This window comes from Parahaemophilus parainfluenzae (assembly GCF_001055095.1).
GTDB lineage: Bacteria > Pseudomonadota > Gammaproteobacteria > Enterobacterales > Pasteurellaceae > Haemophilus_D > Haemophilus_D parainfluenzae_Z.
Window position 1 is genome coordinate 182,769 of sequence record NZ_JVHG01000025.1, and the last position, 23,498, is coordinate 206,266.

The 23,498-nt window shown below is 40.0% G+C and carries 19 protein-coding genes; 10 read left to right on the forward strand and 9 right to left on the reverse strand.

What is annotated here, in order from left to right:
* Positions 1–16: 16 nt before the first annotated feature.
* Genes fdhE through fdnG form a run of 4 tightly spaced genes read right to left on the reverse strand, consistent with a single transcriptional unit; the run spans position 17 to position 5,712 of the window.
* A complete protein-coding gene (fdhE, locus tag ADA56_RS08700; protein ID WP_049370173.1) occupies positions 17–925 on the reverse strand; it encodes a formate dehydrogenase accessory protein FdhE in 909 nt (302 codons plus the stop codon).
* A 60-nt stretch (positions 926–985) separates the two neighbouring features.
* Complete coding sequence (locus ADA56_RS08705) at positions 986–1,702, reverse strand: formate dehydrogenase subunit gamma (protein WP_049365400.1); 717 nt, start codon at positions 1,700–1,702, stop codon at positions 986–988.
* Positions 1,695–2,627 carry a formate dehydrogenase subunit beta gene (fdxH, locus tag ADA56_RS08710; protein ID WP_049370174.1) on the reverse strand — a complete coding sequence of 311 codons (933 nt, stop codon included), beginning with the start codon at positions 2,625–2,627 and terminating at the stop codon, positions 1,695–1,697. Before fdxH ends, ADA56_RS08705 begins: the two co-directional genes overlap by 8 nt.
* Position 2,628: 1 nt before the next feature.
* Positions 2,629–5,712, reverse strand: a complete 3,084-nt coding sequence (gene fdnG, locus ADA56_RS08715; protein WP_152671329.1) for a formate dehydrogenase-N subunit alpha — start codon at positions 5,710–5,712, stop codon at positions 2,629–2,631.
* 275 nt (positions 5,713–5,987) lie between these two features.
* Between fdnG and fdhD the strand changes: the two genes are divergently transcribed.
* On the forward strand, positions 5,988–6,797 hold the full coding sequence (gene fdhD, locus ADA56_RS08725) for a formate dehydrogenase accessory sulfurtransferase FdhD (RefSeq protein ID WP_049370177.1): 810 nt from the start codon (positions 5,988–5,990) through the stop codon (positions 6,795–6,797).
* 69 nt (positions 6,798–6,866) lie between these two features.
* Here the strand turns inward: fdhD and ADA56_RS08730 are convergent, their stop codons facing one another.
* A complete protein-coding gene (locus tag ADA56_RS08730) occupies positions 6,867–7,913 on the reverse strand; it encodes an ABC transporter substrate-binding protein (RefSeq protein WP_049370178.1) in 1,047 nt (348 codons plus the stop codon).
* A 146-nt stretch (positions 7,914–8,059) separates the two neighbouring features.
* On the opposite strand from ADA56_RS08730, the gene uvrD reads away from it, so the two are divergent.
* From uvrD to ADA56_RS08755, 5 genes are all read left to right on the forward strand, one after another.
* Positions 8,060–10,237, forward strand: coding sequence for a DNA helicase II (gene uvrD, locus ADA56_RS08735; protein WP_049370179.1), 2,178 nt, complete (start codon positions 8,060–8,062; stop codon positions 10,235–10,237).
* A 109-nt stretch (positions 10,238–10,346) separates the two neighbouring features.
* Positions 10,347–11,351, forward strand: a complete 1,005-nt coding sequence (locus ADA56_RS08740; protein WP_049370180.1) for an ABC transporter permease subunit — start codon at positions 10,347–10,349, stop codon at positions 11,349–11,351.
* A 12-nt stretch (positions 11,352–11,363) separates the two neighbouring features.
* Positions 11,364–12,260, forward strand: coding sequence for an ABC transporter permease subunit (locus tag ADA56_RS08745; protein WP_049370181.1), 897 nt, complete (start codon positions 11,364–11,366; stop codon positions 12,258–12,260).
* Between the two features lie 8 nt (positions 12,261–12,268).
* Entirely contained in the window at positions 12,269–13,252 is a 984-nt protein-coding gene (dppD, locus tag ADA56_RS08750) for a dipeptide ABC transporter ATP-binding protein (protein ID WP_049370182.1), read from the forward strand.
* Entirely contained in the window at positions 13,245–14,228 is a 984-nt protein-coding gene (locus ADA56_RS08755; RefSeq protein WP_049370183.1) for a peptide ABC transporter ATP-binding protein, read from the forward strand. The genes dppD and ADA56_RS08755 overlap by 8 nt, the downstream gene beginning before the upstream one ends.
* Positions 14,229–14,267: 39 nt before the next feature.
* Here ADA56_RS08755 and ADA56_RS08760 read toward each other — a convergent pair whose 3' ends face one another.
* The 4 genes from ADA56_RS08760 to udk are packed head-to-tail and all read right to left on the reverse strand — an operon-like array spanning position 14,268 to position 17,871.
* Positions 14,268–15,446: a sugar transporter gene (locus ADA56_RS08760; protein WP_005699550.1), complete on the reverse strand. Its 1,179-nt coding sequence runs from the start codon at positions 15,444–15,446 to the stop codon at positions 14,268–14,270.
* Positions 15,446–16,636, reverse strand: coding sequence for an AsmA-like C-terminal region-containing protein (locus tag ADA56_RS08765; protein WP_049370184.1), 1,191 nt, complete (start codon positions 16,634–16,636; stop codon positions 15,446–15,448). Before ADA56_RS08765 ends, ADA56_RS08760 begins: the two co-directional genes overlap by 1 nt.
* Positions 16,637–16,639: 3 nt before the next feature.
* Positions 16,640–17,221 (reverse strand): dCTP deaminase, encoded by a 582-nt coding sequence (dcd, locus tag ADA56_RS08770; RefSeq protein WP_049370185.1) that lies wholly within the window; start codon positions 17,219–17,221, stop codon positions 16,640–16,642.
* A gap of 8 nt (positions 17,222–17,229) precedes the next feature.
* Positions 17,230–17,871, reverse strand: a complete 642-nt coding sequence (gene udk, locus ADA56_RS08775; RefSeq protein ID WP_049370186.1) for a uridine kinase — start codon at positions 17,869–17,871, stop codon at positions 17,230–17,232.
* A gap of 185 nt (positions 17,872–18,056) precedes the next feature.
* Here udk and ADA56_RS08780 point away from each other — a divergent pair, with 185 nt between their 5' ends.
* The 4 genes from ADA56_RS08780 to fbpC all read left to right on the forward strand — a co-directional run bounded on the left by ADA56_RS08780 (position 18,057) and on the right by fbpC (position 23,472).
* A complete protein-coding gene (locus tag ADA56_RS08780) occupies positions 18,057–19,097 on the forward strand; it encodes an ABC transporter substrate-binding protein (protein ID WP_005697792.1) in 1,041 nt (346 codons plus the stop codon).
* A 137-nt stretch (positions 19,098–19,234) separates the two neighbouring features.
* The gene (locus tag ADA56_RS08785) at positions 19,235–20,272 is read left to right on the forward strand and encodes an ABC transporter substrate-binding protein (RefSeq protein WP_049370187.1); all 1,038 of its coding nucleotides are present in this window, start codon (positions 19,235–19,237) and stop codon (positions 20,270–20,272) included.
* Positions 20,273–20,337: 65 nt separating this feature from the next.
* Positions 20,338–22,395 carry an ABC transporter permease gene (locus ADA56_RS08790; protein WP_049370188.1) on the forward strand — a complete coding sequence of 686 codons (2,058 nt, stop codon included), beginning with the start codon at positions 20,338–20,340 and terminating at the stop codon, positions 22,393–22,395.
* Positions 22,396–22,419: 24 nt separating this feature from the next.
* On the forward strand, positions 22,420–23,472 hold the full coding sequence (gene fbpC, locus ADA56_RS08795; RefSeq protein ID WP_049370189.1) for a ferric ABC transporter ATP-binding protein: 1,053 nt from the start codon (positions 22,420–22,422) through the stop codon (positions 23,470–23,472).
* Positions 23,473–23,498: the final 26 nt, after the last annotated feature.

The following is a 23,498-nucleotide window of genomic DNA, read 5'->3' on the forward strand; positions in this document are numbered from 1 at the left end:
ATCTAAAAAGTAAAACTTACACTTCTTCTGCAGGGAAGACAAATGGATTTAATCCACTGCGCGCGAAGCCTTTTTCTTCCATTTCAATATCTAAGAAAATCGATGCTAAATCATCAGCCACTGCCTCAACATTAGGATCTTTTTCTTGGAACATGATTTTTAAATAGCTTTGGCAATCGCCACAGGTTTCCGCACGAACAAGAGCAAGCTCTTCATTTAATGACCACATTTCAAGATTTTTGTGTTCATTACAATTAGTACATTGAGCTCGGACTAAATTCCATTCGCTTTCACAAAGGCTACAGTGTAAATAGCGTAAGCCTTGTGATGTGCCGATATGTACCACACTTGCAACAGGAGCAGAACCACAAACAGGGCAGTAATGCAGGTTATCTGTGCCTTCTTGGCGGCTGTTATGAGGAATTTGTTGAGCCAATTGTAACCAATAAAGAGAAAGTGCCGCCCAGATAAAGACAGCTTTATCAGTGCTCACTAAATTAAATTCTTGGCTTAAAAGATGAGTAGCCATTTCTTCAAGCTCTTTATCAGAGGCTTTTTCAAGATTTTCAATGGTAGCAATAACCTGTTCATTCGCTTTTGGTTTAATGCTATGCAAAATTTCTTTGAGATATTCAATCCAAATGCCTGAGCGTTTAAATGTTTTAGCATTTAACGGCTCGATTTCATTTAAGTTATCGAATTGCTGTGTTTCTAATGGATTTTTTTCAAATACGCTTAATTGGCTTTCCACAACATCTGCAGCAAAGAGTAAATAATCAGCCAATGGATGATCTTTTGCTAATTCTCTTAAACGTTTTGCACGACGTTGATAAAGATTTTTAGGGTTAGCAAACAAAACAGGTGGAATATCATATGAATTCTTTTTTTGTTTGATTTCGTCTGCAGATAATATTTTGATACTCATAATAGTCTCTTAAGTATTGATAAGAAAAAGTGCGGTCAATTTTAACCGCACTTTTTGATTTTAGCCATTGATACCTTTGAACAATGCTTTGGTTTTTACTTTTTTACCTTCAGCTTCATTTTCAAGGTCTTCTTCTAGCTTAGGAAGTACTTCATCTCGATACCATTTCGGGTGGTGTTTTTTCGCCCAACGAACGGTTACCCAACCTTCCACAATACCGCGAATAGATCCTTTAATCCAGAATGCCATGTACATGTGTACCAAAATACCGGTGAACAACATGAATGCACTTAAAGAGTGAAGGAAAATCGCAAAACGCAATACCGGAATAGAGAAGTAGTGCGAGAAATACTGACGCCACATAATGATACCGGTTACAAGTAAAGTGACCATCGCCAAGTTCAATGTCCAGAATAACATTTTTTGACCAAGGTTATACTTGCCGTTATCTGCAACAGCGTGCTCATTCCCTTTTAATACTTCAACGATGCCTTTTAACCAACGAATATCGTTTTTCTCTGGGATGTTGTGATCCCAGTAAAGATAGCCGAGGAAAATAAAGGCAACGAACATAATGATACCGGTGAACGGGTGAATTGCTCGAGCCAGTTGTGGCGTACCTAAAATCTCAGTTAACCACGCAAAATCTGGGAAGAAGAATGCCACACCAGTGAACATCGTCATAAAGAAGCAGATTACGAGTAACCAGTGGCTAAAACGAGCAGGCGTTCTATGACGAATGATTCGAGTATCATTGCTAATCTCAATCTTACTCATCTTTGCCTCCTTTTTTATCTTCTTCAAATTCATGGTGATGATCTTCTACGTCTTCTTCAACGTTTGGACCAACAGCTAAGTAGTGAGCGATTTCAGCAAGTGCTAGACCACCCATTGCTACAGCCGCGACTGGTTTCAAGACATCTTTCCACACAGTGACGGTGAGGTCAATTTTTGGATCTTTTGGAAGACCAGAATAAAGCTCAGGTTTATCTGCATGGTGTAATACATACATTACGTGTGTACCACCTACGCCTTCAGGGTCGTAGATACCTGCGTTTTCGTAACCACGCGCTTTTAAGTCTGCAACACGTTGTTCTGCGTAGAGTTTCATTTCTTCTTTAGAACCGAAACGAATTGCACCGGTTGGACAGGTTTTCACGCAAGCCGGTTCTTGGCCAACAGAAACACGATCCACACAAAGGGTACATTTGTACACACGGTTGTCTTCTGGGTTCATACGTGGAATGTTGAACGGACAACCTGCGATACAGTAACCACAACCGATACATTTATCAGATTGGAAATCCACAATACCGTTTGCATATTGGATAATTGCGCCCGGTGCAGGACAAGCTTTTAAACAGCCTGGTTCTGAACAGTGCATACAACCATCTTTACGGATTAACCATTCTAAACGATCATTTTCTTCTACTTCGTTAAAGCGCATTACCGTCCATGCTTTTGCATTGAGATCTACTGGGTTATCGTAGATCCCCACACATTTTGCATCGACGTCAGAGCGGATATCATTCCACTCTGAACAGCCCACCTGACAGGCTTTACAACCGATACAGGTGGATACGTCGATTAATTTTGCTACTTCAACTTTATGATCACGCGCTTGAGGTGCTGGTGTTAAACCAGACGTAGCGGAGACCTTGATAATGTCTTGCGATTGAACGCCTTGACCACTTCCTGCCATATTATGCCTCCGCTTTCTCAATGTTTACCAAGAATGTTTTATATTCTGGTGTTTGAGTGACTGCTTCACCCCAAGATGGTGTTAAGGTGTTGGTGGAGAAACCAGGATTACCTTTACCATTTAAGGCTTTCATGTTCCAGTGAATTGGAATACCTACCTGATGTACGGTACGTCCGTCGACTTCTAAATCTTTCAAACGTTTTGTTACCACTGCAACGGCTTTAATGTAGCCACGGCGAGAAGTAATTTTTACCATATCACCTTTTTGGATGCCTTTTTCTGCTGCTAATTTCTCACCAATTTCCACGAATTGTTGTGGTTGGGCGATGATATTTAACGCAGATTGAGCAGTCCAACTGTGGAAGTGCTCGGTCAAACGATAAGTAGTTGCCACATAAGGGAAATCTTTGTTTGAACCGATAAATTCACGGTCTTCTTTATAAATACGAACAGTCGGATCAGAGACGACACTTGGGTGTAGTGGGTTAGTGTCAATCGGACTTTCAATTGGTTCATAGTGTTCAGGCATAGGACCATTCACAATTTTATCTACAGCGAAGAGACGACCCACACCTTCTGCAGACATAATAAATGGACCTGCATCAGAACCTGGTGGTTGTGTGCCATAGTCAGCGACATCTAACCAGTTCCAGTTTTTACCGTTCCATTTGATTAATTGACGGTGTTTATCCCAAGGATTACCGTTAATATCAAGTGAAGCACGGCTGTAAAGGATACGACGGTTTGCCGGCCATGCGAAGCCCCAACCTAATGTACAACCTAAACCTGATGGGTCAGAGTTGTCACGGTTTGCGGTTTGGTTACCTTTTTCAGTCCATTGACCTACATAGATCCAGTTACCTGATGAGGTGGTACCATCATCACGTAAGTGAGCGAATCCGTTAAGTAATTGACCTTTTTTATACATGACGTTGCCATCTGCATCGAGAAGATCAGCAAGCGCGTAACCGTTCAATTCTTTCGCTAATTCTACAGAACTTGGTGAATGCGGTTGAACATAGTTCCAAGTCATCGCTTCGAAAGATTCAATACCGCGACCACCTTCTTTTTGATAAAGGTGATGCATTTCTTCACGAATCATAGAAAGAATTTCAACATCTGGTAACGCTTCACCTGGTTGGTCACAGCCTTTCCAGTGCCATTGAGCCCAACGACCAGAGTTAACAATAGAACCATCTTCTTCTGCGAAACAGGTGGTTGGTAAACGGAATACTTCAGTTTGAATATCTGCTGGATTCACATTGTTTGATTCACCAAAGTTTTTCCAGAATTCAGAAGATTCAGTTTGAAGCGGATCCATCACGATCAAGAATTTTAATTTACTCATACCTGCAACAGTTTTGTTTTTGTTCGGTAATGAGTTTAATACGTTGAAACCTTGTAAAATCCAACCGTTTAATTTGCCATCATTCATTAACTTAACATGAGTGATAGGATCGTATAAGCGGTCTGCTTTTGGTAGGAAATCGAAACCCCAACCATTTTCTTTGGTTGCTTTATCACCATAGAACGTTTTCATCATACTCACGAAGAATTTCGAGGTATTACGATAGTAGTTCACTTGGTTTGGTACGATATCTTTTGGCGTAATCGCATTAATGTATTGCTCGTAGGAGGTATCTTTGTCATTCGGCAAACGCATATAACCTGGTAAAGACATCGGCAATAAGCCCATATCTGTTGTACCTTGTACGTTTGAGTGTCCACGTAATGCATTAATACCGCCACCAGGCATCCCGATATTACCTAAGAGTAATTGGATTATTGCCATTGAACGAATATTTTGAGTACCTATTGTGTGCTCAGTAAAGCCTAACGCATATAAGTGCGTCATGGTTTTATTCGGTGCAGAGGTTTTACCAATTTCTTCACAGATTTGTAAGAAGAGTTTTTGCTTAACACCGGTGATACGTTCAACCATTTCTGGGGTATAGCGAGAAACGTGATCTTTCAAGATATTAATCACACAACGTGGATCTTGTAAGGTCATATCACGTTTAGCAAAACCATTTTCATCAAATTGGTAGTTCCATTTAGATTTATCGTAAGCACGTTTTTCTTCATCAAAACCTACGAATAAACCATCTTCGAATTTGAAGCCTTCATCAATTAAGAATGAAGCATTGGTATAGTGTTTAACGTATTCGTGTTGAATTTGATTAGTTTCCAATAGGTAACGGATCACACCCATTAAGAATGCGATATCAGAACCGGAACGAATTGGCGCATGAAGGTCAGCTACAGACGCTGTACGGTTAAAGCGAGGGTCAACCACGATGATTTTCGCACCGTTTTTCTTCGCTTCAATCGCCCAACGGAAGCCAACAGGGTGAGCTTCAGCAGGGTTACCACCTTGAACAATAATAAGATTGGCGTTTTTGATGTCAACCCAGTTGTTTGTCATGGCACCGCGACCAAATGATGGAGCAAGACTTGCTACCGTTGGTCCGTGTCAAGTATTCGCTTGGTTACACATCGGTACCATGCCCAACATCCGCACCCATTTATGAGTAAGAAGTGCGGCCTCGTTGCTCATGGCGGAGGCGGTCATAATACCAGTAGAAGTCCAACGGTTAACAGTTTTGCCACTTGCATCTTTTTCAACAAAGTTAGCATCACGGTCATCTTTTAATAAACGAGAAATGCGTTTGATTGCTTCTTCCCAAGAAAGACGAACCCATTTGTCAGAACCCGGTGCTCGATATTCAGGGTATAATGTACGGCTTTCACTATTAACATAGTCTAACGCACCCGCACCTTTAGGACATAATGCCCCACGGCTTACCGGATGGTCTGGGTCACCTTCAAGGTGGAATAATTTAGAACGGGTATTGGTGCCTGTATGGCTGCCTAAAGCATCGTAAGGTTTGCCTGTGCTATATAACAACATACCACAGCTCACTGCACAATATGTACAGGTGTTACGGGATTCAAAAGCCCGTAATAATTTGTATTCACGTGGTGCTGCTAAGACAGATGATGGTGCAAAGCCCAACATTGCCGCAGACGTCCCCGCCATACCACCTGCACAGATCTTAAAGAACTTACGTCTAGAGACCTGCATAATCACTCCTTCATAACGGCGAACCGTTAAGATATTTCGATAGTATAAATTCGTATAGATAATTTATTTGATTTCGTTAAAATAACGTATCAACCATTAAATTGATTATAATAATGACCAATTTAAACGGGACCAATTTTAACTATTTTTTAACTGAAAATCTATAATCAAAACTTGTTATAATCGCTTTAAAACTTGAGCTAGATCACAAAACAAACATTTTTTGTTAAAAAAAAGTAACATTTTTACAATAGTCATTTTATTGGGAAAAAATAATGCACTGGATAATCCAAAAAACAATTAATTTTTTTAAAAAAACATCTGAAAATCCGACCGCACTTTTAGTGGAAAAACAAGATGGTTTGGCTGCGGAAGTCCCTGTTTCACTTGTCTATAATGGTATTGCTCATACCGTCATGATGTGCTCGCCCCAAGATTTAGAGGATTTTGCTTTAGGCTTTTCATTAGCGGAAGGCATCATTGAGAAAAAAGCGGATATTTATGGCATTGATGTGGTGGAAGTATGCAATGGCATTGAAGTGCAAATTGAATTATCTAGCCGTCAATTTGTGGCATTAAAAGATCATCGCCGTACTTTAACGGGGAGAACAGGATGTGGCATTTGTGGCACAGAACAAATTTCACAAGTCTATAAAAAATTGCCCAAATTAGACCGCACTTTCCAATTTAATTTAAATTTATTAGATAGCTGTTTAGCACAATTACAAGCTAATCAAACACTCGGAAAAGAGACTGGGGCGACACATGCCGCTGCCTTTTTTGATTTATCGGGTAATTTATTGGCAATTCGAGAAGATGTTGGGCGACATGTGGCACTAGATAAATTAATTGGCTGGCATGCAAAACAGAATCAACCGCAAGGATTCGTACTTGTTTCAAGTCGAGCCAGTTATGAAATGGTTCAAAAATCGGTAGCTTGTGGTATCGAATTACTTGTTGCGATTTCTGCAGCAACAGATCTTGCTGTCAATATGGCAGAACAACACAATCTTTCCCTTATCGGCTTTGCTCGCCCTGGAAAAGCTAATATCTATGCGGGTAAAGAGCGGTTGGTTTTAGCTTAGTTTTATCTATATAAAAACGAGTGCGGTCAAAAACATTCTTATTTTGACCGCACTTTTTGTTTATTCCTTTTATTCTTTTGGCGATTTACTCTCTAAGAGCACTTCAGAAACCCAACGTTGGGTGAGGCGTTTACCTTCTTGATCTGTACCAAATTTCATAAAATCAATATTCACCAGTTTTAATTTACCAGCCGGTAGGAAACCTGGTGCAGGTTCTGCATGGATATTGGTTGGAAGTTGGTAAGAGTCTGATTCTTTCCATGGAATTTCTTGTGCTTCTTTGCTTAGCACGAAATCCATAAATAGCTTGGCATTATCAAGGTTTCTAGCTCCTTTAATAATGCTTGCCCCGCCTAAAGAATAGCCTACGCCTTCGCATGGTAAAATGCCTTCAACTGGCGCACCATTTTTCTTCTCACGCGGATAAACCAACATAAAACCTAAATCAATCGCTACAGTACCGTTAGCCAAATAGTTGCTCGCAAGGCCTGTTTTGGTATGTTGCATGAGATTTGGCTCTAATTTTTTTAAATAATCAAAAGCTTTTTCTTCTCCCCATAATGTGGAAAAAGTGCTGATAAGGGAATAACCCGTACCAGAAACACGTGGATCGGGATATTGAATTTGCCCTTGATATTCTGGTTTTATTAGATCTGCATAACATTTTGGCGCTGGAATATTCAATTCTTTTAATTTTTTAGTATTGACCCCAATGCCAAGTTCCATTAAGTAAATCACAGAGGTGAAATTGCCACGTTGATCCATTAAAGATTTAAACTGCGGCATGATATCTTTTTGTAATGGGGAACGATAGGATTCAAGTAAGCCTAATTCAGCCGCTTGGAGATGAGGTTCAATCGTGCCACCAAACCAGAAATCAGCTTGTGGGTTTTCTTTTTCAGCTTTAATTTTGCCTAATACAACGCCTGTACTATTACGTACAAATTGTGCATCTACGTTGTATTTTTTACTAAAGGCTTGAGTAACTTTTTCGCATACTACATTTTGTACGCTACAATAGACGGTAAGTTTTCCTTCAGCCTGTGCGTGAGAAGTGTATGCGAGGGCGGTTAGGGCTGAAAGTGCGGTTAATTTTAGCGTTGTTTTAATTGACATTGTGTCTCCTTTAACTTCGTCAATATTTAGTAATTATTTGATATTGCTAATATAAAGGGGCGGAGTAAATTTGTAAATATCAGGTTGTTTAAAAATATAATTCCCACTATAATCCCTGTAAATTTAACCAGATTAAAATAAGAGCAATGGATATTTCAGAATTACTTGATGGCTTGAATGATAAACAACGTGAAGCAGTGGCAGCACCACTTGGCAATTATCTTGTGCTTGCTGGTGCAGGAAGTGGTAAAACTCGTGTATTGACTCATCGTATTGCTTGGTTGATTGCCGTAGAAAATATTTCTGAAGGTAGCATTATGGCGGTAACTTTTACTAATAAAGCCGCTGCTGAAATGCGTCATCGTATTCAAGATACCTTATCCAAACATGCTCAATCGAATCTATTTGGCATGTGGATTGGCACATTCCATAGCATTGCCCATCGATTATTACGCGCTCACCATTTAGATGTGAACTTGCCACAAGATTTCCAAATTTTGGATTCTGAAGACCAACTTCGTTTAGTAAAACGCTTGATGAAATTGCACAATTATGACGATAAAGCATTTCCACCGAAACAAGCGTGCTGGTATATCAATAATAAAAAAGATGAAGGTTTAAGACCGCAAGATATTAATGATTTTGGTGATCGCCAGGAAAAAGAGTGGATTAAGATTTATCAAATTTATCAAGATACTTGTGATCGTGCGGGTTTGGTGGATTTTGCTGAGTTGTTAATTCGTGCGTATGAATTATTTGCTAAAAAGCCTGTGATTTTGCAACGCTATCAGCAACGTTTTCAGCATATTTTGGTGGATGAGTTTCAAGATACCAATAAAATCCAATATGCCTGGATCAAAATTCTTGCCGGTAATACGGGCAAAGTGATGATTGTGGGCGATGATGACCAATCCATTTATGGTTGGCGTGGTGCACAGGTCGAAAATATTCAAAAATTCCTAAAAGATTTCAACGCTGAAACTATTCGTTTGGAGCAAAATTATCGTTCTACCGGCAATATTCTGAAAAGTGCCAACCAACTTATTTCGAATAATAGTGATCGCCTCGGTAAGAATTTATGGACTGACGGTGAAATGGGCGAGCCAGTGGGTATTTATGCAGCATTTAATGAGTTAGATGAAGCAAAATTTGTGGCGTCTCAAATTCAAAACTGGGTAGATGACGGTGGGAAATTAGATGATTGTGCTGTTTTATATCGTAGTAATAGCCAATCTCGCGTCATTGAAGAAGCCTTGATTCGTTGTCAAATTCCTTATCGAATTTATGGAGGGATGCGATTCTTCGAGCGCCAAGAAATTAAAGATGCGTTGGCATATTTACGCTTAATTAATAATCGTCAAGATGATGCCGCGTTTGAACGTGTGATTAATACGCCTACGCGTGGTATTGGCGATCGTACTTTAGATGTGTTACGAAATTTAACCCGTGAACGTCAAATTACCTTATGGCAAGCTGTTCAAGTAGCCACACAAGAAAATATGCTAACGGGACGTGCTTCAACCGCATTACTTCGTTTCCAAGAGTTGATTAATTCTTTGCAGGTTGATACAGCCGAAATGCCATTGTTTGCACAGACTGATTTCGTGATTAAACATTCAGGCTTATACGATATGTATAAACAGGAAAAAGGCGAGAAAGGTGAAGTGCGTATTGAAAACTTAGAAGAATTGGTGACGGCAACCCGAGAATTTATCAAACCTGATGACGCAGAGGATATGACCGATCTTACCGCCTTTTTAACTCATGCTTCTTTAGAGGCGGGAGAAGAGCAGGCTTCGCCGCATCAATCTTGTGTGGAAATGATGACTTTACACTCTGCAAAAGGCTTGGAATTCCCGCGCGTATTTATGGTGGGGGTAGAAGAGGGTGTATTCCCAAGTTTCCGTTCATTTGAAGAGCCTGGTCGTTTGGAGGAAGAACGCCGTCTTGCTTATGTGGGCATTACTCGAGCTAAGCAAAAACTGACGATTTGTTATGCAGAAAGCCGTCGTGTTTATACGAAAGAAGAACGCCATTTGCCTTCGCGATTTATCACAGAATTGCCATCAGAGTGTATTCAAGAAATCCGTTTGCGCGGAACGGTGACTCGAGCATTAAACCAAGCGAAAGTAGGAAGTTTAAGCACGAGTTTGCCAGAAAATGAATGGAAAATGGGGCAAAAAGTGAAACATGAAAAGTTTGGTTTTGGCACAGTGATAAACGTTGAAGGCTCAGATAATAACACCCGTTTACAAATTGCTTTCCAAGCTCAAGGCATTAAGTGGCTGATTGCGCATTTGGCAAAATTAGAAAAAGTGCGGTAGAATCGGGAAGATTTTATTGCAACGAGTATGAATATTGATGTTTATGCTCAAGGTGCCAAGTGCGAAAGCATTCGAAGAAACGACCGCACTTTTATCATGTGGGAAGTAGATGTTTAAATTTATTTTAAAACGTATTTTAATGGTGATTCCTACCTTTATCGCCATTACTTTTGTGACTTTTGCGCTCATTCATTTTATTCCGGGGGATCCCGTGGAGATCATGATGGGAGAGCGAGGTTTAACGCCAGAAGTTCATCAACAAATGATGAAACAACTTGGTCTCGATTTACCGTTGTATCAGCAATATTTCAATTATATTGGCAATGTAATACAAGGTGATTTTGGTGAATCATTCCGCACCCAACAACCTGTTCTGAGGGAGTTTTTCACACTTTTCCCTGCCACGTTTGAATTGGCTTTTTTTGCGCTATTTTGGTCGTTAATTGCGGGTATTACGCTAGGAACGATTGCGGCCGTCAAGAAAGATAGCTGGATTTCTCATACCGTGACAGCCATGTCATTAACGGGTTATTCCATGCCAATTTTCTGGTGGGGATTAATTTTGATCTTATATGTTTCACCTTGGTTAGATTTACCACAAGGGGGACGTTTAGAAGATAGTTTCTGGATCGATACACCAACCGGTTTTATGTTAATCGATACTTGGCTTTCAGGCGAGCCAGGTGCCTTTGGAAATGCCATTAAGTCATTGATTCTACCGTCTATTGTGCTAGGTACCATTCCACTTGCGGTGATTACCCGAATGACACGTTCTTCGATGTTGGAAGTGTTAGGTGAAGATTATATTCGTACAGCAAAAGCCAAAGGCTTAAGTTATACCCGAATTGTGATTGTTCATGCGCTACGTAATGCACTGATCCCTGTTGTGACCGTGGTGGGATTGATTGTAGGACAGTTATTATCCGGTGCGGTTTTAACCGAAACAATTTTCTCATGGCCGGGTATTGGTAAATGGATTATTGATGCGATTTCCAATCGTGATTATCCTGTCTTACAAGGCGCCGTGTTGATTATCGCTACAATTATTATTGTGGTGAATTTGACGATCGATTTACTTTATGGCGTGGTAAACCCACGCATTCGCCATCAATAAGGAGCCTTATTAATGACGGAACAAACTTTATCTATTGAAACGATTGCGCCTCGCACACCGTTGCAGGAGTTTTGGTTTTATTTCAAACAAAATAAAGGGGCAGTGATTGGGCTCACTTTTATTCTTGTTGTCGCATTAATCAGTATTTTTGCCCCTTGGATAGCACCTTTTGATCCTATTGAACAAAATCGTTCAGCTTTATTGTTACCGCCTGCTTGGTATGAAGGTGGCAATTCCGCTTATCTACTGGGTACGGATGACATTGGTCGAGATATTCTTTCTCGTATTATTTATGGTACACGCATTTCTGTTTTTGCAGGTTTCATTATTGTCATTTTATCTTGCATTTTAGGGACGAGTCTTGGCTTGCTCGCAGGCTATTATGGTGGAGCATTAGATACATTAATTGTTCGTTTTATTGACATTATGTTGGCTATCCCAAACTTGCTTTTAACCATTGTGGTGGTATCAATTTTAGAGCCCTCTTTGACGAATGCGACGTTGGCGATTGCCGTGGTTTCGATTCCAAGTTATGTGCGCTTAACACGTGCGGCGGTATTGAATGAGAAAAACAGAGATTATGTCACCTCTTCACGAGTGGCTGGAGCAAGCGTATTACGTTTAATGTTTATTGTCATTTTACCGAATTGCCTTGCGCCTCTCATTGTGCAAATGACGATGGGGATTTCTAACGCCATTTTAGAATTAGCGACCCTAGGTTTCTTAGGTATCGGCGCAAAACCACCAACACCAGAATTAGGGACGATGTTATCTGAATCACGTAGTTTTATGCAGGCAGCAAACTGGTTGGTTACCATTCCTGGTTTAGTGATTTTATCGCTTGTTTTAGCATTTAACTTAATGGGTGACGGGTTGCGTGATGCACTCGATCCAAAATTAAAACAATAGGGGGCAGAATGGCATTATTAGATGTAAAAGAGCTTTCTGTTCACTTTGGTGATGAAAAAGCACCTTTTAAAGCAGTCGATCGCATTAGCTATCAAGTTAATCAAGGTGAAGTATTAGGCATTGTTGGTGAGTCGGGCTCAGGGAAATCAGTGAGTTCCCTTGCGATAATGGGCTTAATTGATTTTCCTGGTCGAGTTTCAGCGCAGGGCTTAGCATTTGAAGGAAAAGATCTCTTAAGCTTGCCGCCAAAAGAAAAGCGGGAACTAGTTGGCGCAGATATTGCCATGATTTTTCAAGACCCAATGACAAGCTTAAATCCGGCTTATACAGTGGGTTTCCAAATTATGGAAGCGATTAAGGCGCATCAAGGCGGGAGCAAAAAAGAACGCCGTGAACGCACCTTAGAGCTATTACGCTTAGTCGGAATACCTGATCCTGAATCACGTATTGATGTTTATCCGCATCAGCTTTCTGGCGGGATGAGCCAACGCGTTATGATTGCTATGGCCATTGCTTGCAAACCGAGATTACTTATTGCAGATGAGCCAACCACTGCACTGGATGTGACCATTCAAGCTCAAATTGTAGATTTGTTGCTTGAGTTGCAGCAAAAAGAATGCATGTCGTTGATTCTGATCACGCACGATCTTGCGTTAGTTGCAGAAGCGGCGCATCGTATTATTGTGATGTATGCAGGACAAGTAGTGGAAGAAGGACGAGCAGAAGATATTTTCCGTGAACCAAAACATCCTTACACTCAAGCGTTATTACGTTCTTTACCTGAATTTGCCGAAGGTAAATCTCGTTTGCAATCTTTACCCGGTGTGGTGCCAGGTAAATACGATCGTCCACAAGGTTGCTTGTTAAATCCACGTTGTCCGTATGCGACCGATCTTTGTCGAACTGTTGAACCTGAATTACGTCACGTAGGAAATCGACAAGTTAAATGTCATACCCCATTAAATGCCCAAGGAGAACCAAGCAATGTCTAATGTCGCACAAGAGAATGCTCCATTGCTCAATGCTATCGGGCTGAAAAAATATTATCCTGTGAAAAAAGGGATGTTTGCAAAAACACAGCAAGTGAAAGCGTTAGATGGGGTGTCTTTTTCTTTAGAACGTGGTAAAACCCTTGCCGTAGTGGGAGAATCTGGTTGTGGTAAATCCACACTTGGTCGTCTTTTAACCATGATAGAAGAACCGACTGAAGGTGAATTGTATTACAACGGGCAAAATTTCTTAGTCAATGATCATGAAACGAAAGCATTGCGCCGTCAGAAAATCCAAATCGTGTTTCAAAATCCTTATGCCTCACTGAATCCGCGTAAGAAAATCGGCACGATTTTGGAAGAGCCCTTAGTCATTAATACCAATCTATCGGCAAAAGAGCGTAAAGAAAAAGTATTGGCCATGATGGCAAAAGTGGGACTGCGTGCAGAGTTTTATAATCGCTATCCACATATGTTTTCGGGAGGACAGCGTCAACGTATCGCGATTGCCCGTGGTTTAATGCTTGAACCTGATGTGGTTGTGGCGGATGAACCCGTTTCTGCATTAGATGTGTCCGTTCGTGCGCAAGTGCTGAATTTGATGATGGATTTGCAAGCTGAGCTTGGTTTATCTTATGTATTTATTTCCCATGATCTTTCGGTGGTTGAGCATATTGCCGATGAGGTGATGGTGATGTATTTAGGTCGCTGTGTTGAAATAGGCACAAAAGCGCAGATCTTTAATAATCCTCAGCATCCTTATACACAAGCGTTACTTTCGGCTACGCCAAGATTATCGCCTGAATTACGTCGTCAGCGGATTAAATTAAAGGGCGAATTACCAAGCCCGATTAATCCACCAAGAGGTTGTGCATTTAATCCGCGTTGTTGGAAAGCAACGGATAAATGTCGAAATGAGCAACCGAAATTGGAAAAATATCCTAATGGTAAGCTAATCGCTTGTTTCCATCTCGATTAGAAAAGAAAATGACCGCACTTAAGTAAGAGCGGTCATTTTTTAGACGTTTTGAGCGCGATAGCGGAAATTGAAGAAGACAAAGATACCGAGAGCAATAACTGCTAATGCTGCACCGCTAAATCCAATATATTCAAGACCAACATGGCGAGCGATTTGGTTACCAAACAGTGCGCCTGCACCAATACCCGCGTTGAAAATACCGGAATAAATAGCGCTTGCTACGTCCGTTGCATCAGGAGCAAGTTGTAGTACGCGCATTTGTAATGCCAGTCCGATACAAGAGATGCCAATACCCCAAATAAAAGCAAGGGTAAACATCGTGGCGGTATAACTCGCGGAGGCAAGCATAAATGTTAAAGATATAGCCAGTAAAATCATAGCCCCACTGATAAATTGAGTTGGACCGAAACGGTATAAGCGGTTAAAGATCACACTTGCGGTAATGCCAGAAACTCCAAAAACTAACAAAATTATCGTTGCAAGATTTGGATCGAGTTCGCCGATTTGAACCATAAAGGGTTCAATGTAGGTATAAGCGGTAAAGTGTGCTGAAACAATGATTACCGTTGTAGCATAAAGTCCAATAAGTAATGGACGTTTTGCTAAAATCGGCAGACTAGATAACGAGCCTGCATTTTTACTTGGTAGATTTGGTAATAAACGCATAATGAATACCATCACAACCAAAGCTAATGCGGCAATGATTGCAAAAGTAATACGCCAGCCAACTAATTGACCGACTAAACGGCCTAATGGTAAGCCTAAAATAGTCGCAAGGGATGTACCGATAGCGAGCATACCAATTGCTTGTGTTTTCTTATTCTTCGGTGCTACACGCATCACTAATGATGCGGTAATTGCCCAGAAAAGTGAATGCGCTACCGCAATACACATACGAGCAATGAGAAGAATCCAATAATTCCACGCAATGACTGAGATAATATGACCAATGATAAAAATCACGAAAAGTTTCAGCAATAAGCCTTTACGTTCCATATCGCCTGTCGCGAGCATAGCGGGTAAAGACATAATCATAACTGTCCAAGCATAAACGGTCATCATTAAACCCACATCGGAGCTTTGCATATCAAAACTTTGTCCGATGTCAGTGAGTAACGCAACTGGCACAAATTCCGTGGTGTTAAAAATAAAAGCGGCGCAAGCCATGATGACTACGCGCCAATATTGGGTTCTTTCTGCTTTCTGATAAAATGACATTATTTTAATTTCTCTTTAATTAATTCTTTCAATTGATGACGAAAGTTTTGGTCAATATTTACCTTATACTGTGGTGAGTAGCAACTATCGAAAAAGCGAATAGGCAATGCCAGCTTTTTGTATTTTTCGTTAGTGGATCTTAAGGTTAAATTGACATCACATTGTACATTATCTAAATCAATCGCTCCAGCACCTTCCGCTAAAAGTGCGGTTGTTTTTAAGCTTATTTTATCGACTTTGAGTAAATGATTTTCGAATGAAAGGCTTGATTCAAAACGCTCATAAGGCGTGTTCATATTTCTACTCGCGGTTAAATCACTGTTGTAATTAATCGGTAAATACTGTGCTGCCATATCCAGTAGGTTAAGTCCTAAAAGCTCACCATCACGTGCGTTAAAATCAAATTTCCCTTGAGCTAATTCTGAATTTGCAAAAGCTAATTGAACATTAAAATCACTTGTGCCCGTCATGGTTTGAGGAAAATTAAGTAACGCTAACAACTGTGTTAACGGAAAATTTTTACCAGAAAAATTGACCGCACTTTTTTGCAGATAGCTACTAAATTTGAGTACAGCAAGACAATTCGTGGTGCATGTTGGTCGAATGTAACCAATGGCAAGTTTCTGTGGTTTCGTTAAATCAGCATGAATTTCAATATAGCCTAATTTTTGCTGATTGAATTGCACGTCATCAAATTGAATAAGTGATTCACCTTCCTGACGAAGGGCGATATTTCCTTTGTTAAAAAGAAAATCAAAGGTTGCGGTGTTGCCATAAATAGGTTTTTCAAGGTTCACCCAAATATGGTTGCTACCATTAAAAGTAAGATCTTTTTTTAAAAATTGTTTGAGTGCAAAATCTGAAAATACCATGCGGATATTGGCTGAATTCAATGCATTTTCAGTAAAGCGAGCTTGCTGAATTTGAATTTCGTCAATAGTTGGATTCCCAAAAACGAGTGAAATAAAAGGTAATTTTCCTTCAATTTTTTGTGCAGAAATCGCGTGATATTTAACCTTTTCTAAGGAAATAACAGGCTGTGGAAAGAGGCTAATACTTACCGTTTCAAGTTGAATATCTCGTTTCGTCAGTTGTTCGGTCAAAAGACTCTTAGCTTGTTGAAGTTGAACATAAAAAAAAGCAAAGATCGCAAACAGCACGATCAACAGGCTAATTGCGATCTTTTTCATAGATTAATCCTCATTAATTCGGCTCGCTACCGCATTTTGTTGATGTTTGTATTTCGCATCTTTTCGGCTTATATACGGGCGTGCAGCAGGGCCACTTAACACTTCAAAACTTAAAGCACCAATCACCATATTGGGACGTAATGCCAAAGGTAATTTGCCTGAGTTATAAAACTCTAACACAATTTTACCTTCCCAACCTGGATCAATACGATGAGCGGTCACGTGCACCATTAAACCTAAACGAGCAAGTGAAGAGCGACCATCTAACCAACCGATAATATTAGCAGGGAGTTTCACAGACTCTAATGTGGTTGCTAGCGCCAACATACCCGGATGTAAGAAGAAGGCTTCATCATCACCGATAATGATCTCATCACTCATCACCGATTCAAGTTGAGCAGAGACTTCTTCTTTCGGTCCACTTAAATCAATATAAGGCGCGGAATGTTCACGAAATACGCGAAATGAATTGCCTAAACGCACATCAATGGTCGCACCATTGATTTTGTCATTTTCAGGACGAGGCGTTAAAGAAATAATGCCATCATCTAGATAGCGTTCGATATCGGTATCGCAAAGACGCATGATTTTTCCTATTTTTGGTTTAACAAATGAAGAATTTGAGCTTTTAACATATTGATCGCAATACGGTTTTTACCACCACGAGGAATCACGATATCCGCATATTGTTTTGATGGCTCGATAAATTGTAAGAACATAGGACGAACGGTTGCACGATATTGATCAATGACAGATTGTAATGAACGGCCACGTTCTTCCATATCACGTTGTAAACGGCGGATAAAACAAATATCTAATGGCGTATCCACGAAGACAGAAATATCGGCTAATTGGCGAACTCGCTCATCAGTAAGCAATAAGATCCCTTCTAAAATCACAATTCTTTTCGGCGTAAAGTGTTTGGTTTCGCCAGTTCGGGTGTGATCAACATAACTATAGACAGGAACATCTACGGCGATTCCGTTTTTTAAGTCTTTTAAGTGTTGAATGAGTAAATCTCTGTCCATTGAACTCGGGTGGTCATAGTTGGTTTTTACTCGCTCACTCATCTCTAAATTGCTTTGATCTTTATAGTAGCTGTCTTCAGCAATAATCCCAATTTCTTCACAACCTAAGTCGTTGCAAAGTTCTTTATGAACGGTAGAAGCAATGGAGCTTTTGCCTGAAGCGGATGCCCCTGTGATGGCGATGATAATACAAGATGAGTCTGACATAGAACGTCCTCAAAAAAGGAAGGTAAAAATTAATGGGATTATAAAGAAAAATCAGTTTAAATTCACCTTTCTTTTTTATTTAAATTTTTTAAATTTGTGAAGTACTTCACGGAATTTTTTTTCGTTTTCGCTTACGATGTGCTCGTTTTTATTATTTCATCAGTGTTATTTATGAGGAGTGTACGATGAAAATGAATAAAATTTCTCTCTCCATTTCAACCGCACTTTTAGCTGCAGGCTTCATGACATCATCAGCTGTTAATGCTCAAGGGCGTTTAGTGGTGTACTGTAGTGCGACTAACATTCTTTGTGAAACGACAACCAAAGCATTTGGCGAAAAATATGATGTGAAAACTTCATTCATTCGCAACGGTTCAGGTAGTACGTTTGCAAAAGTTGAAGCGGAAAAAAATAACCCACAAGCAGACGTTTGGTTTGGTGGTACATTCGACCCTCAAGCACAAGCGGCAGAGTTGGGTTTAATCGAACCTTATAAATCTAAACACATTGATGAAATTGTTGAACGTTTCCGTGATCCAGCGAAAACCAAAGGACATTATGTCTCTGCGATTTACATGGGTATCTTAGGTTTTGGTGTGAATACCGAGCGTTTAGCAAAATTAGGTATTAAAGAAGTACCAAAATGCTGGAAAGATTTAACCGATCCTCGCTTAAAAGGCGAAGTGCAAATTGCTGACCCACAAAGTGCAGGTACAGCTTACACTGCATTGGCAACTTTTGTTCAACTTTGGGGCGAAGAAAAAGCCTTTGATTTCTTAAAAGCATTACATCCAAACGTATCTCAATACACCAAATCAGGTGTCACCCCGTCTCGTAATGCGGCACGTGGTGAAACGGCGGTAGGTATTGGTTTCTTACACGATTACGCACTTGAAAAACGTCAAGGTGCACCATTGGAATTAGTGGTGCCTTGTGAAGGTACTGGCTATGAGTTAGGTGGCGTGAGTATCTTAAAAGGTGCACGTAACATTGATAATGCAAAATTATTCGTGGATTGGGCATTATCTAAAGAAGGTCAAGAGTTAGCGTGGAAACAAGGTGATTCTTTACAAATCTTAACCAACACCACAGCGGAACAATCGCCAACAGCGTTTGATCCAAACAAACTTAACCTCATCAATTATGACTTTGAAAAATACGGCGCAACCGAACAACGCAAAGCCTTAATTGAAAAATGGGTTCAAGACGTTAAATTAGCGAAATAGTGTTTAAAGTGCGGTTAAAAAACATGAGATTTTTTGACCGCACTTTTACCATTTTAGCCCCACTAGCTAGGTTTTTACGTGGGTTTCGACGATGAGCGTATCAGCTCATTTTATTTTATAAACACAGGAGTGAACCAATGAAAATGTCTAACGTTGCTTTAGCACTTTCTGGTGTTGTATTTGGTGGCGTGTTGCTAAGTTCTCACGCATCTGCTGCAGAAGGTCGTTTAGTGGTTTATTGCAGTGCACAAAATACGATGTGCGAGCAAGAAACTATGGCTTTTGAGAAAAAATATGGTATCAAAACCAGTTTTATCCGTGGCGGTACAGGCACAATTTTAGCCAAAATTGATGCAGAAAAAGATAACCCTCAAGGGGATGTGTGGTATGGCGGTACGCTTGATCCTCATTCTCAAGCCGGTGAAATGGGCTTACTTGAAGCGTATAAGTCACCAAATCTTGCACAAATTCCTGAACAGTTTAGAGATCCCGCTAAAATTAAAGGCAACTATTCTTCAGCGATTTATCTCGGTGTATTAGGCTTTGGTATCAATCCTGAGCGTTTGAAAAAGCTTAATTTACCAACACCAAAATGTTGGAAAGATCTAACCGATCCTGCTTATCGTAATGAGATCCAAGCAGCCGATCCTCAAAGTTCAGGTACGGGTTATACACAATTAGCCACCTATATCCAACTTTGGGGTGAAGATGAAGCGTTCAAATATCTCAAAGAACTCAATAAAAACGTTTCCCAATATACCAAATCCGGTAACACGGCTACCCGTAATACGGCACGTGGTGAAACCGCAATCGGAATTGGTTTTTTACATGAATACTCTTTAGAGAAAGCCAAAGGTGCACCAGTAGAATTAGTTGTTCCTTGTGAAGGTACAGGCTATGAAATTGGTGGCGTGAGTATTATTAAAGGTGCAAGAAACCTTGAAAATGCGAAATTATTTGTGGATTGGGCGTTATCAAAAGAAGCACAAGAGTTAACCTGGAAAAAAGGGGAAGCGTATTCTATTTTAACCAATAGCACCGCTGAGCAATCGCCTTATGCGCTCGATTTTAAATCCATCAATTTAATTAATTATGATTTTGACAAATACGGCTCAAGTGATTTACGCAAACGGTTGATCACAAAATGGGTCGATGATGTAAAATTAGCAAAATAATGATGTATACATAGCGAAATAATAGCTATTATATTATTTCGCTTTTTTCTTTTATGCGAGGTTGTATGAACGCAAATAAACTTCCCATTATCCAATCTGCTAACTTTTGGATAATTCTTGCAGTGATTGCATTTCTTCTTCTACCTTCCCATGCTTTAGATTATGGCTTGTTTGAAAGTACAAGTGATGAATATCTAGGTGCAATGGGTTGGTCTTCATTAGATATTACGGCATTATGGTTTTTACCGGTTATTTTATACGGATTGATGCCACTTCTTAAATTGCCTAAGGATACACAAGCGAAAGCAGAGCTGTATCTTATTGCAGCAGCGACATTATTTATCTTTGTCAGTGCAACAATTTGTAAAGTCAGCATGGGTTATTCAGTGATTGTATTAATCGCGAGTTTAACCGCATTGGCGACGTTTTCTTTCGCAAAATTAAAAGTGATGCAAGGGGATAAATTTATTATCGCCTCTTTACTTTGCATTATCTTATTAATTTTCTTCTTCATCGTTTACCCAACATTAGCGATCTTTGTATCCATGTTCTATGACGGTGATACTTTTGCACCACAACAAGTGATGCGAATTTTGACTCAAAGCTACATTGTACGTGTGATTAGTAACTCGCTATTCTTATCAGGCTTTGTAGGTATCGTATCAACGATTTTCGGTTTGGCATTTGCACTTTATACCACCCGTATTGCTCGTAGAACGGCGTTCATTGGTAAAATTTTCTCTATTTTACCAATCGTAACTCCACCGTTTGTTGTGGGGTTAGGGGTAACATTGATGCTTGGCCGTTCTGGTTATGTGACGGAGTTCTTAGCTTCAACATTTGGATTTGAGAACCACAACTGGCTATACGGTTTTAACGGGATTGCCATTGCACAGATTCTTGCTTTTGCACCGATTTCATTCATGATTTTAGATGGGGCATTAAAATCTGTTCACCCATCAATTGAAGAAGCGTCTTACACCTTGCGTGCAAATCGTTACCAAACGTTCTTCAATATCATTTTCCCATTACTACGTCCAGCATTGGCAAACTCATTCTTAATCGTGTTTATCCAATCCTTAGCTGACTTTAGTAACCCATTAGTATTGGGCGGTAGCTTTGACGTCATCGCGACACAAATCTACTTCTATATTGCCGGCTCACAATTAGATTATGCTTCAGCAAGTACTTTAGGTTCGATGCTTTTAATCTTCTCATTAGCCGTATTTATCATCCAATATATTTGGATTGGTAACCGCTCTTATGTGACTGTTTCAGGTAAATCCTATCGTGGTGACGTGCAAGATTTACCAACCGGCTTGAAATATACCATCATCGGTATGCTTGGTTTCTGGGTACTCTTTAACTTGGCGTTATACGGCAGTATTTTCTACGGTAGTTTCACTGTGAACTGGGGCGTGGATTACACCTTAACCTTGAAAAACTATGCGATGTTATTCGGACAAGGCTTAAGTGATGGGGCATGGCCATCATTGATTAATACTTTAATCTACGCAGGAATTGCCGCACCATTGACCGCACTTTTCGGTTTATTAATTGCGTATATTGTGGTGCGTAAAGATTTCCAAGGTAAAAAATCCCTTGAGTTTTTAACTATGCTTTGCTTCGCCGTACCAGGAACTGTTGCAGGGGTATCTTATATTTTAGCCTTTAACAATGCGCCACTTTACATTACAGGTACCAGCATTATCGTGATCATCTCAATGGTGATGCGTGATTTACCAATTGGTATGCGTGCAGCGATTGCAGGTCTTGGTCAATTAGATAAATCACTTGATGAAGCGTCGCTTTCTTTAAAAGGTAGCTCATGGAAAACTTTGTGGTTTATCGTTTTACCATTGTTAAAACCAGCTTTACTTTCTGCATTGGTCACCAGCTTCGTTCGTGCGATGACTACCGTGAGTGCGATTATCTTCTTAGTCACCGCTGATACACGTGTGGCAACAGCCTATATTTTAAACCGTGTAGAAGATGGTGAATATGGGGTTGCTATCGCATACGGTTCGATTTTAATCATCGTGATGATGGCCATTATTTTATTCTTTGACTGGATTGTGGGTGATACCCGAATTTCCCGTTCTAAAGCGAAAAAAATGAATTAACTCGTTAAGTTGTAGGTAAATATTATGAGTAATAATGATTTCTTAGTATTAAAAAATATCACTAAATCTTTTGGTAAATCCACAGTCATTGATAATTTAGATTTAACCATTAAACGTGGCACTATGGTGACCTTATTAGGGCCATCTGGTTGTGGTAAAACCACTGTGTTACGTTTGGTGGCAGGCTTAGAAAATCCAACTTCAGGTCAAATTTTTATCGATGGTGAAGATGTAACCAAATCGTCTATTCAAAATCGTGATATTTGTATCGTATTCCAATCTTACGCATTGTTCCCGCATATGAGTATCGGTGATAACGTAGGCTATGGTTTGCGTATGCAAGGCGTGGGTAAAGAAGAACGCGCTAAACGTGTAAAGGAAGCGTTAGAGTTGGTTGACTTAGCGGGTTTCGAAGATCGTTTCGTGGATCAAATTTCAGGTGGTCAACAACAACGTGTGGCATTAGCACGTGCGTTAGTATTAAAACCAAAAGTATTACTTTTTGATGAACCATTAAGTAACTTGGATGCAAACTTACGTCGTTCTATGCGTGAAAAAATCCGTGAATTACAACAAAGTTTAGGTATTACCTCACTTTATGTGACTCATGACCAAACTGAAGCATTTGCGGTATCCGATGAAGTTATCGTCATGAATAAAGGTAAAATCATGCAAAAAGCACCTGCAAAAGAGCTTTATTTGCGTCCAAACTCTTTATTCCTAGCAAACTTCATGGGCGAATCGAGTATCTTTGAAGCTAAATTGGAAAATAACACTATTGATGTTAATAGTTACAAATTACCATTAAGTAATGCGGCGCAATTTAATTTACCGGATGGTGAATGCTTAGTGGGCGTTCGTCCTGAAGCGATTTACTTAAAAGCAGAAGGTGAGGCAGCACAACAGTGTGAAATCAAGAGTGCAGTCTATATGGGTAACCACTGGGAAGTGGTGGCAATTTGGGCTGGCAAAGAATTACTCATTAACACCAAACCAGAAGACTTCAATGCCGAGCTTAAACAAGCTTATGTGAATTTCTCTGAACAAGGTATTTTCTTGCTGAAGAAAGAGAAATAATATCAATTTAAGGGCGTATGGAAGCA

Bases quoted from the DNA above. Each gene is read 5' to 3' on its own strand.
- fdhE (WP_049370173.1), bottom strand. From the start codon at position 925: ATGAGTATCAAAATATTATCTGCAGACGAAATCAAACAAAAAAAGAAT.
- ADA56_RS08705 (WP_049365400.1), bottom strand. From the start codon at position 1,702: ATGAGTAAGATTGAGATTAGCAATGATACTCGAATCATTCGTCATAGA.
- fdxH (WP_049370174.1), bottom strand. From the start codon at position 2,627: ATGGCAGGAAGTGGTCAAGGCGTTCAATCGCAAGACATTATCAAGGTC.
- fdhD (WP_049370177.1), top strand. From the start codon at position 5,988: ATGCACTGGATAATCCAAAAAACAATTAATTTTTTTAAAAAAACATCT.
- ADA56_RS08730 (WP_049370178.1), bottom strand. From the start codon at position 7,913: ATGTCAATTAAAACAACGCTAAAATTAACCGCACTTTCAGCCCTAACC.
- uvrD (WP_049370179.1), top strand. From the start codon at position 8,060: ATGGATATTTCAGAATTACTTGATGGCTTGAATGATAAACAACGTGAA.
- ADA56_RS08740 (WP_049370180.1), top strand. From the start codon at position 10,347: ATGTTTAAATTTATTTTAAAACGTATTTTAATGGTGATTCCTACCTTT.
- ADA56_RS08745 (WP_049370181.1), top strand. From the start codon at position 11,364: ATGACGGAACAAACTTTATCTATTGAAACGATTGCGCCTCGCACACCG.
- dppD (WP_049370182.1), top strand. From the start codon at position 12,269: ATGGCATTATTAGATGTAAAAGAGCTTTCTGTTCACTTTGGTGATGAA.
- ADA56_RS08755 (WP_049370183.1), top strand. From the start codon at position 13,245: ATGTCTAATGTCGCACAAGAGAATGCTCCATTGCTCAATGCTATCGGG.
- ADA56_RS08760 (WP_005699550.1), bottom strand. From the start codon at position 15,446: ATGTCATTTTATCAGAAAGCAGAAAGAACCCAATATTGGCGCGTAGTC.
- ADA56_RS08765 (WP_049370184.1), bottom strand. From the start codon at position 16,636: ATGAAAAAGATCGCAATTAGCCTGTTGATCGTGCTGTTTGCGATCTTT.
- dcd (WP_049370185.1), bottom strand. From the start codon at position 17,221: ATGCGTCTTTGCGATACCGATATCGAACGCTATCTAGATGATGGCATT.
- udk (WP_049370186.1), bottom strand. From the start codon at position 17,871: ATGTCAGACTCATCTTGTATTATCATCGCCATCACAGGGGCATCCGCT.
- ADA56_RS08780 (WP_005697792.1), top strand. From the start codon at position 18,057: ATGAAAATGAATAAAATTTCTCTCTCCATTTCAACCGCACTTTTAGCT.
- ADA56_RS08785 (WP_049370187.1), top strand. From the start codon at position 19,235: ATGAAAATGTCTAACGTTGCTTTAGCACTTTCTGGTGTTGTATTTGGT.
- ADA56_RS08790 (WP_049370188.1), top strand. From the start codon at position 20,338: ATGAACGCAAATAAACTTCCCATTATCCAATCTGCTAACTTTTGGATA.
- fbpC (WP_049370189.1), top strand. From the start codon at position 22,420: ATGAGTAATAATGATTTCTTAGTATTAAAAAATATCACTAAATCTTTT.